The sequence below is a fragment of the Natrinema pellirubrum DSM 15624 genome (genome assembly GCF_000230735.2).
In the GTDB taxonomy this organism is placed as follows: Archaea; Halobacteriota; Halobacteria; order Halobacteriales; family Natrialbaceae; genus Natrinema; species Natrinema pellirubrum.
The window spans coordinates 1,101,946-1,116,573 of the sequence record NC_019962.1 but is presented as its reverse complement, the minus strand read 5'-3'; the positions used below and the strand labels follow the sequence as shown (position 1 = coordinate 1,116,573).

At 66.6% G+C, this 14,628-nt stretch carries 14 protein-coding genes and 1 tRNA gene; 12 read left to right on the top strand and 3 right to left on the bottom strand.

What is annotated here, in order from left to right; all coding sequences use genetic code 11:
- Nucleotide 1 precedes the first annotated feature (1 nt).
- Nucleotides 2-1,684: an anthranilate synthase component I gene (trpE, locus tag NATPE_RS05545; RefSeq protein WP_006179746.1), complete on the top strand. Its 1,683-nt coding sequence runs from the start codon at nt 2-4 to the stop codon at nt 1,682-1,684.
- Complete coding sequence (gene trpG / locus NATPE_RS05540; RefSeq protein ID WP_006179747.1) at nt 1,681-2,328, top strand: anthranilate synthase component II; 648 nt, start codon at nt 1,681-1,683, stop codon at nt 2,326-2,328. The genes trpE and trpG overlap by 4 nt, the downstream gene beginning before the upstream one ends.
- Nucleotides 2,329-2,346: 18 nt before the next feature.
- Here the strand turns inward: trpG and NATPE_RS05535 are convergent, their stop codons facing one another.
- The gene (locus NATPE_RS05535) at nt 2,347-2,538 is read right to left on the bottom strand and encodes a hypothetical protein (RefSeq protein WP_006179748.1); all 192 of its coding nucleotides are present in this window, start codon (nt 2,536-2,538) and stop codon (nt 2,347-2,349) included.
- Nucleotides 2,539-2,977: 439 nt separating this feature from the next.
- Here NATPE_RS05535 and NATPE_RS05530 point away from each other — a divergent pair, with 439 nt between their 5' ends.
- Both NATPE_RS05530 and NATPE_RS22585 read left to right on the top strand, forming a co-directional pair.
- Nucleotides 2,978-6,082 carry an adenosylcobalamin-dependent ribonucleoside-diphosphate reductase gene (locus NATPE_RS05530; RefSeq protein WP_006179749.1) on the top strand — a complete coding sequence of 1,035 codons (3,105 nt, stop codon included), beginning with the start codon at nt 2,978-2,980 and terminating at the stop codon, nt 6,080-6,082.
- Nucleotides 6,083-6,191: 109 nt separating this feature from the next.
- On the top strand, nt 6,192-6,365 hold the full coding sequence (locus NATPE_RS22585; RefSeq protein ID WP_015298809.1) for an HVO_2523 family zinc finger protein: 174 nt from the start codon (nt 6,192-6,194) through the stop codon (nt 6,363-6,365).
- Nucleotides 6,366-6,482: 117 nt separating this feature from the next.
- On the opposite strand, the gene NATPE_RS05525 is transcribed toward NATPE_RS22585, so the two are convergent.
- Nucleotides 6,483-7,211, bottom strand: coding sequence for a TVP38/TMEM64 family protein (locus NATPE_RS05525; protein WP_015298808.1), 729 nt, complete (start codon nt 7,209-7,211; stop codon nt 6,483-6,485).
- A gap of 222 nt (nt 7,212-7,433) precedes the next feature.
- Here NATPE_RS05525 and NATPE_RS05520 point away from each other — a divergent pair.
- The 3 genes from NATPE_RS05520 (at nt 7,434) to NATPE_RS05510 (ending at nt 8,720) form a co-directional block, all read left to right on the top strand.
- A tRNA-Leu gene (locus NATPE_RS05520) sits at nt 7,434-7,518 on the top strand.
- Nucleotides 7,519-7,820: 302 nt separating this feature from the next.
- Complete coding sequence (locus NATPE_RS05515) at nt 7,821-8,054, top strand: hypothetical protein (RefSeq protein ID WP_241432721.1); 234 nt, start codon at nt 7,821-7,823, stop codon at nt 8,052-8,054.
- Between the two features lie 102 nt (nt 8,055-8,156).
- The gene (locus NATPE_RS05510; protein ID WP_006179752.1) at nt 8,157-8,720 is read left to right on the top strand and encodes a DUF420 domain-containing protein; all 564 of its coding nucleotides are present in this window, start codon (nt 8,157-8,159) and stop codon (nt 8,718-8,720) included.
- Between the two features lie 11 nt (nt 8,721-8,731).
- On the opposite strand, the gene NATPE_RS05505 is transcribed toward NATPE_RS05510, so the two are convergent.
- Nucleotides 8,732-8,929: a DUF5800 family protein gene (locus NATPE_RS05505; RefSeq protein WP_006179753.1), complete on the bottom strand. Its 198-nt coding sequence runs from the start codon at nt 8,927-8,929 to the stop codon at nt 8,732-8,734.
- A 138-nt stretch (nt 8,930-9,067) separates the two neighbouring features.
- Between NATPE_RS05505 and NATPE_RS05500 the strand changes: the two genes are divergently transcribed.
- From NATPE_RS05500 to NATPE_RS05480, 5 genes are all read left to right on the top strand, one after another.
- Complete coding sequence (locus NATPE_RS05500) at nt 9,068-9,925, top strand: polymer-forming cytoskeletal protein (RefSeq protein ID WP_006179754.1); 858 nt, start codon at nt 9,068-9,070, stop codon at nt 9,923-9,925.
- A 212-nt stretch (nt 9,926-10,137) separates the two neighbouring features.
- Nucleotides 10,138-11,007, top strand: coding sequence for an electron transfer flavoprotein subunit beta/FixA family protein (locus NATPE_RS05495; protein ID WP_006179755.1), 870 nt, complete (start codon nt 10,138-10,140; stop codon nt 11,005-11,007).
- Nucleotide 11,008: 1 nt separating this feature from the next.
- On the top strand, nt 11,009-12,520 hold the full coding sequence (locus tag NATPE_RS05490; protein ID WP_006179756.1) for an electron transfer flavoprotein subunit alpha/FixB family protein: 1,512 nt from the start codon (nt 11,009-11,011) through the stop codon (nt 12,518-12,520).
- Complete coding sequence (locus tag NATPE_RS05485; protein WP_006179757.1) at nt 12,513-14,186, top strand: FAD-dependent monooxygenase; 1,674 nt, start codon at nt 12,513-12,515, stop codon at nt 14,184-14,186. The genes NATPE_RS05490 and NATPE_RS05485 overlap by 8 nt, the downstream gene beginning before the upstream one ends.
- Before the next feature lies 1 nt (nt 14,187).
- Complete coding sequence (locus NATPE_RS05480) at nt 14,188-14,598, top strand: hypothetical protein (protein ID WP_006179758.1); 411 nt, start codon at nt 14,188-14,190, stop codon at nt 14,596-14,598.
- Nucleotides 14,599-14,628: the final 30 nt, after the last annotated feature.

Genomic DNA, 14,628 nt, shown 5'->3' with positions numbered 1-14,628 from the left:
CATGCCCGATCCCAAACCCACCCCCACCGACCGGTTCTCGTTCGATCTCGATCGGGAGGCGTTCCGTGAATACGCCGGCTCGAGTGCCGACCGGGACGACCGACCGGCCGTTGTCCGGACCGTCGCGACCCTCGAGGTCGAGACGACGCCGCTTGCGGCCTACGCCGCGCTCACCGGCCGCTCCGAGGCGAGCGACCGGGAGCGCTCACCCTACGCCTTCCTCCTCGAGAGCGCGGGGAAGACCGCCTCGAGCGACCCCGACGGCGCGTTCCGGCCGAGTTCCGCCGACGCCGAGCGCCACGCGCGCTACTCTTACGTCGGCTACGACCCCGAGGCCGTCGTGACGGTCGAATCCGGCGAGGCGACCGTGGAGGCCCTGACCGACGAGGCACCGCTCGAGGCCGTCGACACCGACGCCGACGGCGATACCGTCGATGCGCTCCGGGCCGCGATGCCCGACGTTCGCCTCGAGAACGTGCCCGATCACGACCGCCAGCATCTCGAAGGCGGGCTGGTCGGCTTCCTGGCCTACGAGGCCGTCTACGACCTCTGGCTCGAGGAAGTCGGCTACGAGCGGCCCGACTCGCGGTTCCCGGACGCGCAGTTCCTCCTGACGACCAAGACCCTGACCTTCGACGAGCGCGACGGGACGGTGTCGCTGGTCTGTACACCCGTTCTCGAGGCCGACGACGACCCCGACGCGGTCTACGACGCGCTCGTCGCGGAGGCCGCCGAGGTGGCGGCGACGCTGTGTGCGGCCGAACCGCCCGAGACCGGCGGCTTCGTCCGCGACGAGGAGGTCGCCGGACCGAAAGCCGCCTACGAGGACAGCGTCCGTGCGGCCAAGGAACACGTCCTCGACGGCGACATCTATCAGGGCGTGATCTCCCGCACGCGGGAACTCTACGGTGACATCGATCCGCTCGGCTTCTACGAGGCGATGCGCGAGGTCAACCCCTCGCCGTACATGTATCTGCTCGATCACGACGATCTGACCGTCGTCGGGGCCAGTCCCGAGACCCTGCTCTCGGTGCGCGGTCGCGAGGTCATGTCGAACCCCATCGCCGGCACCTGCGACCGGGGCTCGAGCCCCGTCGAGGACCGCCGGCTCGCGGGGGAGATGCTGGCCGACGGTAAGGAACGCGCCGAACACACGATGCTGGTCGACCTCGCGCGCAACGACGTGCGCCGCGTCTCGGAACCGGGCTCGGTCCGGGTCGACGAGTTCATGAACGTCCTCAAGTACAGCCACGTCCAGCACATCGAGTCGACGGTGACCGGCCGGCTCGCCGCGGGCTCGGATGCGTTCGACGCGACGCGGGCCTCGTTCCCCGCCGGCACGCTCTCTGGCGCGCCGAAGGTCCGCGCGATGGAGATCATCGACGACCTCGAGTCCGAGCCCCGCGGGCTCTACGGCGGCGGCGTCGGCTACTACTCGTGGTCCGGCGACGCGGACTTCGCGATCGTGATTCGGACGGCGACCGTGGAAACCGCGGACGAGCGGGATCGAATCACCGTGCAGGCGGGCGCGGGACTGGTCGCCGACAGCGATCCCGCTGCCGAGTACGAGGAGACCGAACAGAAGATGGGCGGCGTCCTCGCGGCCCTCGAAGAGATCGAACTCCCGGCCACGGAGCCGCCGTCGGACGGCGAGCCCGACACGACGCCGGAGGTGAGCCGATGAGCGCGACGGCGGCGGACGACCGCGACGCGGCGGGCCGCGACGGCGAGACGGAGCCGCTGACGGTGCTGTTCGTCGACAACTACGACTCCTTTACCTACAACCTCGTCGAGTACGTCAGCCAGCAGGCCGGCACCGAGACCGAGGTCCTGAAAAACACCGCGTCGCTCGCGGACGTCCGCGCGGTCGACCCCGACACGATCGTCATCAGCCCCGGCCCCGGGCATCCGAAGCACGACCGCGACGTCGGCATCACGATGAAGGTTCTCCGGGAGATCAGCCCCGACGTCCCGACGCTCGGTGTCTGTCTCGGCCTCGAGGCCGCCGTCTACGAGTACGGCGGCAGCGTCGGCCGCGCGCCGGAGCCGATCCACGGCAAGGCCTCCGCGGTCGATCACGACGGCGAGGGCGTCTTTGCGGGCTTAGAGCAGGGATTCCGTGCGGGCAGGTACCACTCGCTGGTCGCGACCGACGTGCCGGACTGTCTCGAGGTGACCGCGACCGCAGAACACGGCTCGGAGACGCTCGTCATGGGCGTGCGCCACGCGGAATACCCCCTCGAGTGCGTGCAGTTCCACCCCGAGAGCGTCCTCACGGCCGTCGGGCACGACGTGATCGAGAACTTCCTCGCGTTCGCGAAGGAGTAAGCGGCGAAAAGGGGCGTCTCAGAAGAACGGCAGGAAGCCAAGGTCGGTGAAGCCGGTGGCGTACAGCGCCGCCAGTACGACGGCGGCGACGATGCCGATACGGACGGCCAGTTTGATTGCGATCTTGATCGCGACGACGGCGACGGCGACGGCGGCAAGCGCCGCCAGGACCAGGAGGATCGTCGGTCCCGAAGTCAGTGCTTCGATCATGTACGACCCCCCGCACTGGAGGGACGTAATCTTTCTGGAAGTCGTGACTGACAGTCGTCAGTGACTGACTCGCTCGAGCGATCGTTCGGCGCGTCGGACTGTGAGGCTATGAAAGAGAAAACCACCGGAGGGAACCGTCATCACGTCGCAGACAGTCACTTTCAGTCCGGTCTGAAAATGGTTAAGACGGTCGCCCACGTAGGTTCGAGCGACCACGGCAGCGGCCGTTTCACCGGTCGCCTGCTGACCGAACACGACAAGGTGACAGAGACATCTATACAACCTAATTTGTATTACTACAAGAACGGTAGGACTACAACACCACGTTTTATGATGGATGGATGAATACCGAACCTTCGTCACGAATGATGCAAGTCAGGACCCGGACCCACGCCACGATCGACGTACTGCAGCGAGGTAGCGACGAGGTGACGCGCGCATGAGCGACGCCGAGCTCTCCGCGGAGGAGTTGACGCTCCCGATCAAGCGCACCGAGGGGGAAACCCTCGAGGAGCGGTTGACCGACAACGCCTATCACGACATTCTGCCGGCCCGTTATCTCCGCAAGAACGCCGACGGCAACCTCATCGAGGCCCAGGAGGATCTCTTCGACCGCGTCGGCAAGAACATCGCGCTGGCCGAGGCCGTCTACGAAGCCGAAAACCGCGATACTGAGATTACGGTTACGCCCGACCAGCTCAAGCCCGACCACCCGCGACGGGACGAACTCGCCGCGGACGTGTTCGGCGCGGGCACCACCGCCGAGGACGACGCCGAAGCCACGCTGTCTATCCACAACGTCAACAAGTTCGCCTACGACACCGTCGTCCCCGAACTCCCCGACGAGATCCGCGACCACGTCGAGGACGTCGCCGACGAGTTCCAGGGCATGATGGAAAACCTGGATTTCATGCCGAACTCGCCGACCCTGATGAACGCCGGTGACGAACTCCAGCAGCTCTCGGCGTGTTTCGTCGACTCCCCCGAGGACGACATCGACGATATCCACCAGACCGCCAAGGAGGCCGCGCAGGTCTTCCAGAGCGGCGGCGGGATGGGCTATGCCTTCTGGCGGCTCCGGCCCTACGGCGACGCAGTCGGCTCGACCGGCGGCATCGCCAGCGGCCCGATCACGTTCATGCGCACCTACGACCAGATGTGCGAGACGATCGCCCAGGGCGGCGCCCGCCGCGGCGCACAGATGGGCGTCATGCGCGTCTCTCACCCGGACGTCATCCAGTTCATCCACGCCAAGAACAAGGACGTCTCGCTGGCCGAGACGCTGCGGCTGAACGACCCCGACGACTACACGCACACCTCCTTCCAGGATGCCCTCGAGGAGGCCCGCGAACTCATCGACGACGACGGGCGGGTCCCCAAGCACCTCCGGAACGCGGTCGAGGGCCACCTCTCGAACTTCAACATCTCCGTCGGCATCACCGACGACTTCATGGACGCCGTCAAGAACGGCGAGGAGTTCACGTTCACCAACCCCCGAACGGGCGAACCCCACATCGCCACGGCCGAGACGAAGGAACTCTACGAGATGTTCGGCCTCGGCGACCACGTCGAGGTCGGCGAAGAGCTGTCGATCCCGGCCGAAGAACTCTGGGACGACATCGTCGAGGGTGCCCACGAGAACGGCGAACCCGGCGTCGTCTACCTCGAGCGGATCAACAAACAACACTCCTTCGACGTCGAGAAACACCCCGACCACCGCATCCTCGCGACCAACCCCTGCGGCGAGCAGCCCCTCGAGGAGTACGAGGCCTGTAACCTCGGGCACATCAACCTCTCGACGCTCGCCGATCTGGAGGCCCCCGACTGGCGCGTCTGGTACGACGACCACGGCGACGAGTACGAGTCGCGAGCCGAGGCCGTCGATGCCTTCCTCGAGGAGGCGATCGACTTCGAGGAGTTCGACCGCCGCATCGAGATGGGCACCCGGTTCCTCGAGAACGTCGTCACGATGAGCGACTTCCCGGTCGAAAAGATCGAGCAGAAGGTCCGGGAGATGCGCAAGATCGGCCTGGGCATCATGGGGCTGGCACAGCTGTACATCCAGCTCGGCATGGAATACGGCAGCGAGACCTCCAACGAGGTCGCACGCCAGCTGATGCGTCACATCAACCACACCTCGAAGTGGACCTCCCACGAACTCGCCGAAGAACGGGGCAGCTTCGACGAGTGGGACAAATCGAAGTACGCGAACCCGACCGAGTACCGCGAGTGGTTCGAGAAGCAGACCGGTCTCGACGCCGACGACTGGGAAGACGGGTTCGCCATCCGGAACCACAACACGACGACCATCGCACCGACCGGCACGACCTCGATGGTCGGCAACACCACCGGCGGCTGTGAGCCGATCTACAACGTCGCCTACTACAAGAACGTCTCCGACGACGTCCAGGGCGACGAGATGCTCGTCGAGTTCGACGATTACTTCCTCCGCGTTCTCGAGGACAACGACATCGACGTCGACGCGGTCAAAGAAGAGGCCAAAGAGCAGATGGCCACCAACCAGTTCGACGGGGTCGAGGGACTCTCGACAGTGCCCGACGCCATCGGCGAACTGTTCGTCACGACCGGCGATCTCTCGGCGAAGGAACACGCCGGCGTCCAGGTCGCCTGTCAGGAAGGCGTCGACTCCGCGATCTCGAAGACGGTCAACGCGCCAAACGACTCCACGCTCGAGGACGCCAAGGACGTGTTCGAGTACATCTACGAACACGGCGGCAAGGGCGTCACCTACTACCGCGACGGCACCCGCAGCAAGCAGGTGCTGACCACCCGCGCTGACAACGCCGACTTCGCCGACGAGACCGAGGCCGCACAGGCCCTCGTCGAGCAGATCGACGAGATCTTCGGCGGCCTAACGGCGTTCCTCGAGAGCGAGGAAGTCCAGGACGTCCTCGAGGCGGACGTCGGCGGACTCCTCGACGAGGACGGCGAGCCCGTCCAGGTCGACTTCACCGAGAAGCGCGAGCGGCCCGACGCCCTGCAGGGTGTCAGCCAGCGTATCGACACCGGCTACGGGAAGATCTACGTGACGATCAACGAAGATCCCGAGACCGGTCAGCCGTTCGAGCTGTTCGCCAACATCGGCCATTCGGGCGGCTTCACCAACTCCTTCACCGAGGCGCTGGCGAAGGTCATCTCGACCTCGCTGCGCTCCGGTGTCGACCCCGAGGAGATCGTCGACGAACTCTGTGGGACCCGGTCGCCGAAAGTCGCCTGGGACAAGGGCGAACAGATCCAGTCCATCCCCGACGCCATCGGCACTGCGATGCGCCGGTACCTCGAGGGTGAGATCGACAAGCCGTATCCGAAACAGCAGACCCTTGAGGAGTCGGCCGACGCCGAGGTCTACGACGGGCCGAAGACCGACGGCGGGGCGGCCGCCGCGTCCGCGGACGCCGACGACACGACCCAGGACCTCATCGAGGCCGGCGAGTCGCCGGAGTGTCCCGACTGCGGTTCGATGTCGCTGTACTTCTCCGAAGGCTGCAAGACCTGCGAGTCCTGTGGCTGGAGCGAGTGCTGAGCGCTAACTGAGGGATCGGTTCCGTTTTCGCGGTCGTTTTTTCGGGACAGCGGCCGGGAGCGTCACCGCAAACACCACACTTAGCACCGGCCGGCGCGAACGGCGTCGTATGACTGCCGACGCTGGGGACGGCTCCGTCGATGGTAGGGAGACGGCAGCCTCGAGCGACGGAGCCGGCGCGCCGCGGTGTCCCCACTGCGAAGCCCCGATGTACAAGCGCCACTGCAAGTACGTTTGTCCCCACCACGGGGTCATCATCGACTGTAGCGACCCCTTCCGCTGATCCGTTCTCGGTATTTCGAGCCGAACGCCAGACTCGAGACGCAACTCCCGGCGATGAGCGAGTCGCTGGTCGATGGACTCGAGAGCGAGGAGCGACGAGTAGCAGTGGGCCGTTCGATCAGTTGTCCGTCGACTGGCCGTTTCCCGTTCGGAGCGGGTCTCGCGATCGGAGCGTGCGGTAGGCGGGCCCGGCGAGCAAGAGACAGGCCGCGAGAAGGCCGGCCAGCGACACTGCCAGCCCGGCGTCGCCGATCCCGCCCGCTGTCGCCGTCGCCGCGGAGGCTCCGACGACGACCGCAGCGATCGTCCATGGGAGTTCGCCGACCGCCGTGCCCACGAGGAACCACCGGAGCGAAACGTCGCTGACTGCCGCGGCACACGTCGCGACGTCCGACGGGATCGGGGCCAGCCGCGAGGCGACGACGCCCCGAAGCGGCCCCGCGGTCTCGTAGTAACGATCGACGGCGTCGCCGGTACGCTCGAGGAGTCCGCCCTCGTCCCACCCGTTCGACGTCGTGGGGACATCCTCGGTCGACTCGTCGCCAGCGAGCCAGCCGACGGCGACAAAGATCGGCAGGACGGTGACGACAACGCCTGCGAGTGCGATCGGAACGCCGACGGCGACGCCGTACCCGTAGCCGACGACGGCCGCGAGCGGCGTGGTCGGCCACGCGAGCAGGGGCCGCACGAGATAGAGCCCGGCGACGACGAAGCCGAAGGAAAGCGGATCGGCGGCGAGCGAGTCGACGGCCCCGATTGCCGTCGACGGCGAGACGAGCAGACCCGCTGCGACCATGCCGCTGGCCACGACAGCACCTGCGAGCGCGCGTGTTCGTCCCGACTGCATCGATCTGAGATTTCGCTCGAGCGTTGAAACCTTTGTGTCTCGCGGGGCGCGGCAAGAATATGCCGCACGTGTTCGCGCCCATGGCGTCTCGGTCGGACGAGTAGTCCGCGAACCTGTCACGCGGGACCGTCGTCCACGTGTGATCCGGCCGCAGTCGCCGATCCAAAGGAAAGGGCTTTTATAATCACACTGGATACCATTGAGTGCAGACAGAGACCGCGAGCGTGGGTAGCCAAGCCAGGCCAACGGCGCAGCGTTGAGGGCGCTGTCCCGTAGGGGTCCGCCGGTTCGAATCCGGTCCCACGCATCGCACAGGTGGCTGAGCTCCACCCCAAACCGATGCAGGTGATTTCCCTTCGTGGACATCACCCACGCATAATCCTTTCCGACGCTACACCGACGAGCCACGGCGTCAACTACCGCGATTGTTACTACTCGAAGTCGAAAGAACAGTGCCTGTCAGCGACAGCACGAAGACCACGACTGGTTGTCACGAACTACCGGTCGACGGGCAGCGATACGACCGCCTGCAGAGGGGAATTTCACTCACAGGCACCGGCATGTATATAATTGCACTCTCCGAATCGCTGTTGAATGCCCGCAATATCTTTGTTCGGTCTCATCGCGTTCGTCCTCCAGGTGGGTGTCGGATACCACGTGTACCGGTCCACCGCTGCCACCGGAACCGGGTCCGCAGCAATCGCCGGGGTGATTGCCGCGGTCGCAGGGAGCTTCTTCCTGATTCGGTACGGGGTATTGGCGGCGCTCATCTTCGATTTCGTCCTCTCGTTCGTGACCGTCCTGATTCGGGATCGGTCCGAACGACGACCCGCCGCGAGGTAGTCCAGTCCTCGTGCCCCCTCGGAGCCGATCTATCGTCTCTCCCTGCACGAGTCGTCCAGCGGAGAGAGCAACCACTTTCCCGCTCCACTCGAACGTCCACACATGGAATACGTCCCTCGAGAGCGCGTGCGCCTGCTTACCGGCGTGTTGAGCGTCGTGTCGCTAGCGGTGGTCTTCGCGGCCGCCGGCGGCCGGATCCCCGCCTCGAGCGTGCCCGCCGCCCCGGAGTGGGTCATCGACGCGATTCCGGCGGTCAACGCCATCATCAGCGCGGTCGCGATCGGGACGATCGCGGTCGGCTGGCGGGCGATCCGCCGCGGCGCGATCGGCCGGCACCGGGTCGCGATGCTGTCGTCGTTCGGGCTGTTCGCGACGTTTCTCGCGCTCTATCTCTATCGACTGACGGTGATGGGCGGACCGTCGGACTTCCCGGGGCCGGCGACGATCGAGCAGTTCGTCTACCTGCCGCTGCTGGCGATCCACATCCTGCTGGCGATCGTCTGTATCCCGCTGCTGTACTACGTTCTCCTGCTTGCGGCCTCGCGGCCGGTCGCGGAGATCCCGGCGACGAGCCACGCCCGGATCGGCCGCGTCGCGGCGTCGCTGTGGCTGGTCTCGTTCTCGCTGGGGATCGTCGTCTTCGTGTTACTCCACGTGGTCTACTGACCGGGTCGGATTCAGTCTAGAATGTCACCGACGCGTCGTGGCTCACCCTGCAGGTTCGGCTGTTCGGCGACGATCTGTAGTACCTCGTGGTCGGTCACGTCGTAGTAGGACTTCTCGGTGGCTTCCTCGATCAGGTCCTTCTCGAGACGGAACTCGGTGCCTTCGTAGACGACGTCGACGCCCTCGTCGTCGAATGCGAGCGTAGTCATGACCGGGAGTACGCAACGGGGGTGTAAAAGCGAGGCGACTGGGCACGGCGGTCGAGCGCCGGGACCGGCAGACGGGCGTCCGACGGACGACTGACGACGCGCGAGGTTTATTAGGTGGTGCCCCCTTTGGGCCCGAGTGTGGCCTTCAGCAGGGACCCGCTCGACGAACTCGTCGTTCCCGACGGGACGGAAGCCCAAGAGCGCGACCTCGTTACCGATGGGGACGTCCTCGTCGGGGCCCGCTCGACCGTCGGGTTCGGCGTACGCGGCCGGAACGTGCTGGCCGGCGAGTCCGCCGAATTCGGCGGCGCGATCGAGGCCGACGGCGACTGCCGACTCGACATGTGGTGTGACGTCGCCGAGAACGTGCTGGTCGGCGAGGACGCCTACGTCGGCGAGCGCGTTCACATCGGCGGCAGGCTCAAAGTCGCCGGCGATCTCGACATCGGCGACGACGTTGAGATCGACGAGGGGTTCGAAGCCAACGGCTGGATCGTCATCCGGAACCCGATGCCGACGATCGTCTTCCTGTTCGTCTATCTCAAGCACTTGCTGTTGATCGGCGAGGAAGACACCGCCCAGCGGCTCGTGTCCGAACTCGTCGAGGACGACGACGGCGACTCCGAGGCCGAACCGCTGGTGATCCCCCGGAACGCGACCGTCGGCGACGACGCCTGGCGCGTCTCGACACCCGCGACGATCGGCGACGACTGCCGACTCCATGGCAACGTCCGTGCCGAACGGATCGCCGTCGGCGCGGACTGCAACATTTTCGGGAGCCTCCGTGCGCGCGGCGACATCACCGTCGGCGAGGGGACCCGCATCCACGGCGACGTGACCACGCGCGAGGGCGACGTCGATGTCGCCGCCGACGCGCGGGTCCTCGGTGACGTCGTCTGTGCGGACCTCGAACTCGGCCCCGACGCCGAGATCGACGGGACGATCCGCGCTGACGGCGAGATCACGATGCGGACGACCGAGCGCGATCGCGAATGAAGCGGACGGCCGATCGCTCCTCGCAGTACTGATTGTCTCCGCTCGAGCGGACGCTACGGACGGAACCTCGGAGCGTCTCGAAGGGCGGCCGACAGCGCCGACCCGCCGATCAGCGCTCTCTATCGGCGATTTTCACCCCTATTCTTAATACTGATACTATGATAGAAGGCCACAGCCATGTCAACAATGGTCATATACCGACGGGGGTATTCATGCGATCGATCGTACTGACGAAAGGCGTCCCCGACTTCTCCGAGGGGGCCGTCTCGTTCGACGAGGAGGGCCACTTAGAGCGAGGAAAGACGCCGACGGTGATGAACCCCAACGACGAGTTCGCACTGCAGGCCGCGCTCCAGACGAAGATCCGCCACGGCGGCCACGTCAGCGGGATGAGCATGGGACCGCCGGGGTATGCAGAGGTCCTGCAGGGGGCGATGGAGACGGTCTACACCGACGACAGCTACCTGCTGTCCGACCGTGAGCTTGCAGCCTCCGACACGTGGGCGACGGCGATCACGCTCTCGGCCGGCCTCGAGACCTACCAGGAGGAAGTCGCCGACATCGACATCGTCTTCGCGGGGTTCAAGACGGCCGACGGGGAGACCGGCCAGACCGGCCCACAGACCTGCTGGGCGATGGACTGGCCGATCGTCACCCACGTCGTCGCGCTCGATATCGATCCCGACGAGCGGACCCTGCGAGCCAAGCGGCTCGTCGAGGGAGACGTCGACGAGATCGAGACGGTCGAAGCGCCCCTGCCGTGTTTCGTCGTCACCGATCCCGAGTTCGAGCCGACCTACCGGACGGCGTCCCAGCGGTTGACCCGCAAGCGGCTCCGGGCCGAGACCGAGGAGCGGGCCGCCGACCACGAGGAGTACCTGACGACGTGGGACCACGCCGATCTGAATCTCGACCCCGACTACATCGGGCTCGACGGCTCGCCGACGATCGTCTCCTCGGTGGATCCGATCCCCAAAGCGCCCTCGGAGCGCGAGGCGACGATGATCGATCCCGACGCCGGCGACGGCATGGGCGAGGTACTCGAGGAGATACAACCCTACGCCGCGGAGGCGGGTGATTGAGATGCCGGCCATCGATCCGGACGACCACACGGTAGCGGAACTGACCGACGAACTCGAGACCGTCGACGACGCGGACGAACTGCGGGCGATCCTCGAGGCCGAGCGGGCTGGCCAGGATCGCGACACGGCCCGCGAAGCGATCCGCGACCGGCTCGAGGAGATCGGAGCCGAGAGCGACGGCGTCGAGGCGGAAGACGAGTCGGACGCCGAATCCGACGACGCGGAGACGGATGCCGACGAACCCGAGACCGAGGCCGAGGAAGACGACGGCCTCTCCCACCCCACCCGCGACAAGCGACACGTCCGGGCCCTCGCGGACGGCGACTACGCCGACATGTGGGTGTTCTGTGAGACCCAGGGCGGCGAGTTGCTCGAGGTCTCGACGGAGATGCTGGGCAAGGCCCGCGAACTGATGGACGACTTCGCGGACGAGTACGGTGACGAGGAGCGGGTCGTCGCGTTCCTGATGGGCGACGACTGCGAGGGACTCGCCGAGGAGTCGATCGCCTACGGGGCCGACGTGGCCGTCTACCACGACGACCACAGGTTGGAACGGTTCCTGCACAAGCCCTACACCGAGATCGCGTCCCACATGGCCCGCGGCGAGGGTTCGATCGAGAGTACCGACTGGCGCGACTACGACAAGCCCCGGTACGTCCTGTTCCCGGCGACGAACAATGGGCGCGACCTCTCGGCGAAGGTCCAGGCCGAACTCGACTCCGGGCTGGCCTCGGACTGTTCGGACCTCTTCATCGAGGAGAACGAGGTCTCGAACCCGGTCAAAACCGGCGAACCGGGCGTGAAGAAGACCTTCGAGAAAGTCCTGCACATGAAGCGGCCGGACTTCTCGGGGTTCGAGTACTCGACGATACTCTGTCTCGACAACCCGGGCCGGGAGTTTCACCCACAGGGCTGTTCGGTCATTCCGGGCAGCTTCGAGCCCATGGAGCCCGACCACGACCGCGACGGGCTCGTCGTCGAACACGACATGCAACTGGACGACGACTGGTTCCGCGTCGAGATCACCGAGTACGACCGCCTCGAGGCCGGGATCGATCTCACGGGCCACGACGTGATGGTCTGTCTCGGGCGCGGGATCGCGGACGACCCGACCCGCGGGATGGAACTGGGGCTCGAGCTGGTCGACGCCTTCGAGGACGCCGAACTCGGCATCACGCGGGGGATCGTCACCTCCTCCTACGAATTCGAGGGCCACGTCGAGGGGTACGCGACGGAGGAACGCCAGATCGGCGAAACCGGCCAGGTCGTCGCGCCCGACGTCTACATCGCGGCCGGCGTGTCGGGCGCGGTCCAGCACAAGGTCGGCATGGACGAGTCCGACACCATCGTCGCCGTCAACACCGACACCGACGCCCGGATCCGGGACTTCTCGGACTACTTCATCGAGGGCGACCTCTTCGAGGTCCTGCCGCGCCTGACCGAGGCCGTCGAGGCCGGTGAGACGGCGCTCGAGGCCGAAGCCGTCGCCGACGGAGGTGAGGACGATGACTGACGAGTACGAACACTACGAGGCGATCGTCGTCGGCTGTGGCCCCGGTGGGGCCGCGGCCGCGGCGCGGCTGGCCGACCACGGCGTCGAGACGCTCGTCCTCGAACGCGGCACCGAGGCGGGCTCGAAGAACGTCTCCGGCGGCCTGCTCTACGGCGAGTCGTCCGCCCCCTACACGCTCGCGGACCTCTTCGATGGCTTCCGCGAGGAAGCGACCGAACGGCCGGTGACGGACTACTACATCCACAACGTGGCCGGCAACAAGGTCAAAACGTACGATCTGACCGACCTCCACGAACACGACACCGACTGGTGTGACGCCGTCCTCCGCCGGGAGATGGACTCGTGGCTCGAGCGACGCGTCCACGAGAAGACCAGCGAGACCGGCGGCGGCGTGCTGACGAACGTGCGGGTCAACGGCCTGCTCGAAGACGACGGCGAGATCGTCGGCGTCACCTGCGACGAACTCGAGCCGATCACGGCCGACCTGATCGTGGCGGCCGACGGCGTCAACTCCGAACTCGCCCGCGAGGCTGGACTGATGGACTGGGAGGAGCCCGAAGAGTGGTTCCAGGGGGTCAAGGCCGTCGTCGACGTCGATCCCGCCGCGATCGACGACCGCTTCGATATCGGTTCCGACGAGGGCGCTGCCCACCTGTTCTCCGGCGATCTCTTCGACGACGTCCGGGGCGGTGGCTTCCTGTATACCAACGAGGATTCGCTCTCGATCGGGACCGTCTTCCACCTCGATAGCCTCCTCGAGCGGGAGGCCGAACCGCACGAACTGCTCGACGCGTTGCTCACGCATCCACTGCTGGCCGGCTGGTTCGGCAACGAGTACGACGAACGCGAGTACGCGGCGAAGCTCGTCCCCGACTCGAAGAAGGCGGCTCATCGCAGCCCCTACCGTGACCGGCTCGTCCTCGTCGGCGACGCGGCCGGCCAGATGCAGGCCCAGGGACCGATTATCAAGGGGATGAACCACGCCGTCACCGCCGGCGCGCTCGCGGCCGACGCCTTCGCCGTTACTCGGGGCAACGCAGACCCGGCGGCCGCCGGGCGGCGCTATACCAAGCTGCTCGAGGACTCCGGCACCATGGCCAAGCTCCGGCCCCGCCGGTACGACCTCGCCCGCGCCGTCGGCGAGCGCGAGGCCGTGACCGGGGCCGTCGAACGGGTCCTCGAGTCGCCGCTTGGATCGCTGGCGGTCGGCAACCCGATCGCGGACCGACTGCTCGAGCGGGCCTACAACTCGCCGTTCTTGGTGTCGATGCTGCCGGACACGAAGACCGGCTACGTCTCCCTACCGACGCTAATCGCCGAGGAACACGGCAAGACGATCCACTGGGGGAGCGAGATCGAGCCGCCGACGCTCGAGGAGCGGATCGGCGACCTGACCTACGACACCGACGTGGGCAACCCTCATATCGAGTTGCTGGATCAGTCCCTCGACGCCAGCGGCGCGGCGGTCACCGCCTGTCCGGTCAGCGCCGAGGACTTCGGCGGCGGCTGCTACCGCTCGGAGGCGGTCAAGACCAACGGCACCGAGGAGACGCTGGTCAGTCTCGACACCCAACCCTGCGTGGAGTGTGGCACCTGTGCGGTCGTCGCCGACACGGAGTGGGAACACCCCCGCGGTGGCAAGGGTGTCGAATACAGGGAGGGGTAACGTGAGCCGGTACGGCCCGCGGATCGCCGCGCTCGCACGCCGGGCCGAGCGCGAGCGGGCGGCGTTCGACGGGGACGACCGTTCTCCGACGGCGTCGAACCGCTCTCCGGCCCCCGGCGATGCCGACGCCTATCTTCGAAATGGCGTGGGCCCAGCCGTCTGGCTCTACGTCGAGGGCCGGACCGGCGGTCGCACGGTCCCGTTTACCGAGGCCGAACTGGCCGCCCTCGAGACCGCGATGAACCGCTGGCTCGAGTGTTACACACGGTGTCACGGCGTCGACCTCGAGGCGGCGTTTACGGTCCGGGAGGCGGCGGAACTGCTGCTCGAGACGCGAAACGTCGTCGACACGGCCCAGTTGCTGACCCGCGTTCCGGAGCGCGACCGGGCGTCGCCGCCGACCGGGGAGTGACCCGAGCCAGCACTCCCAAACAGGAGCTAG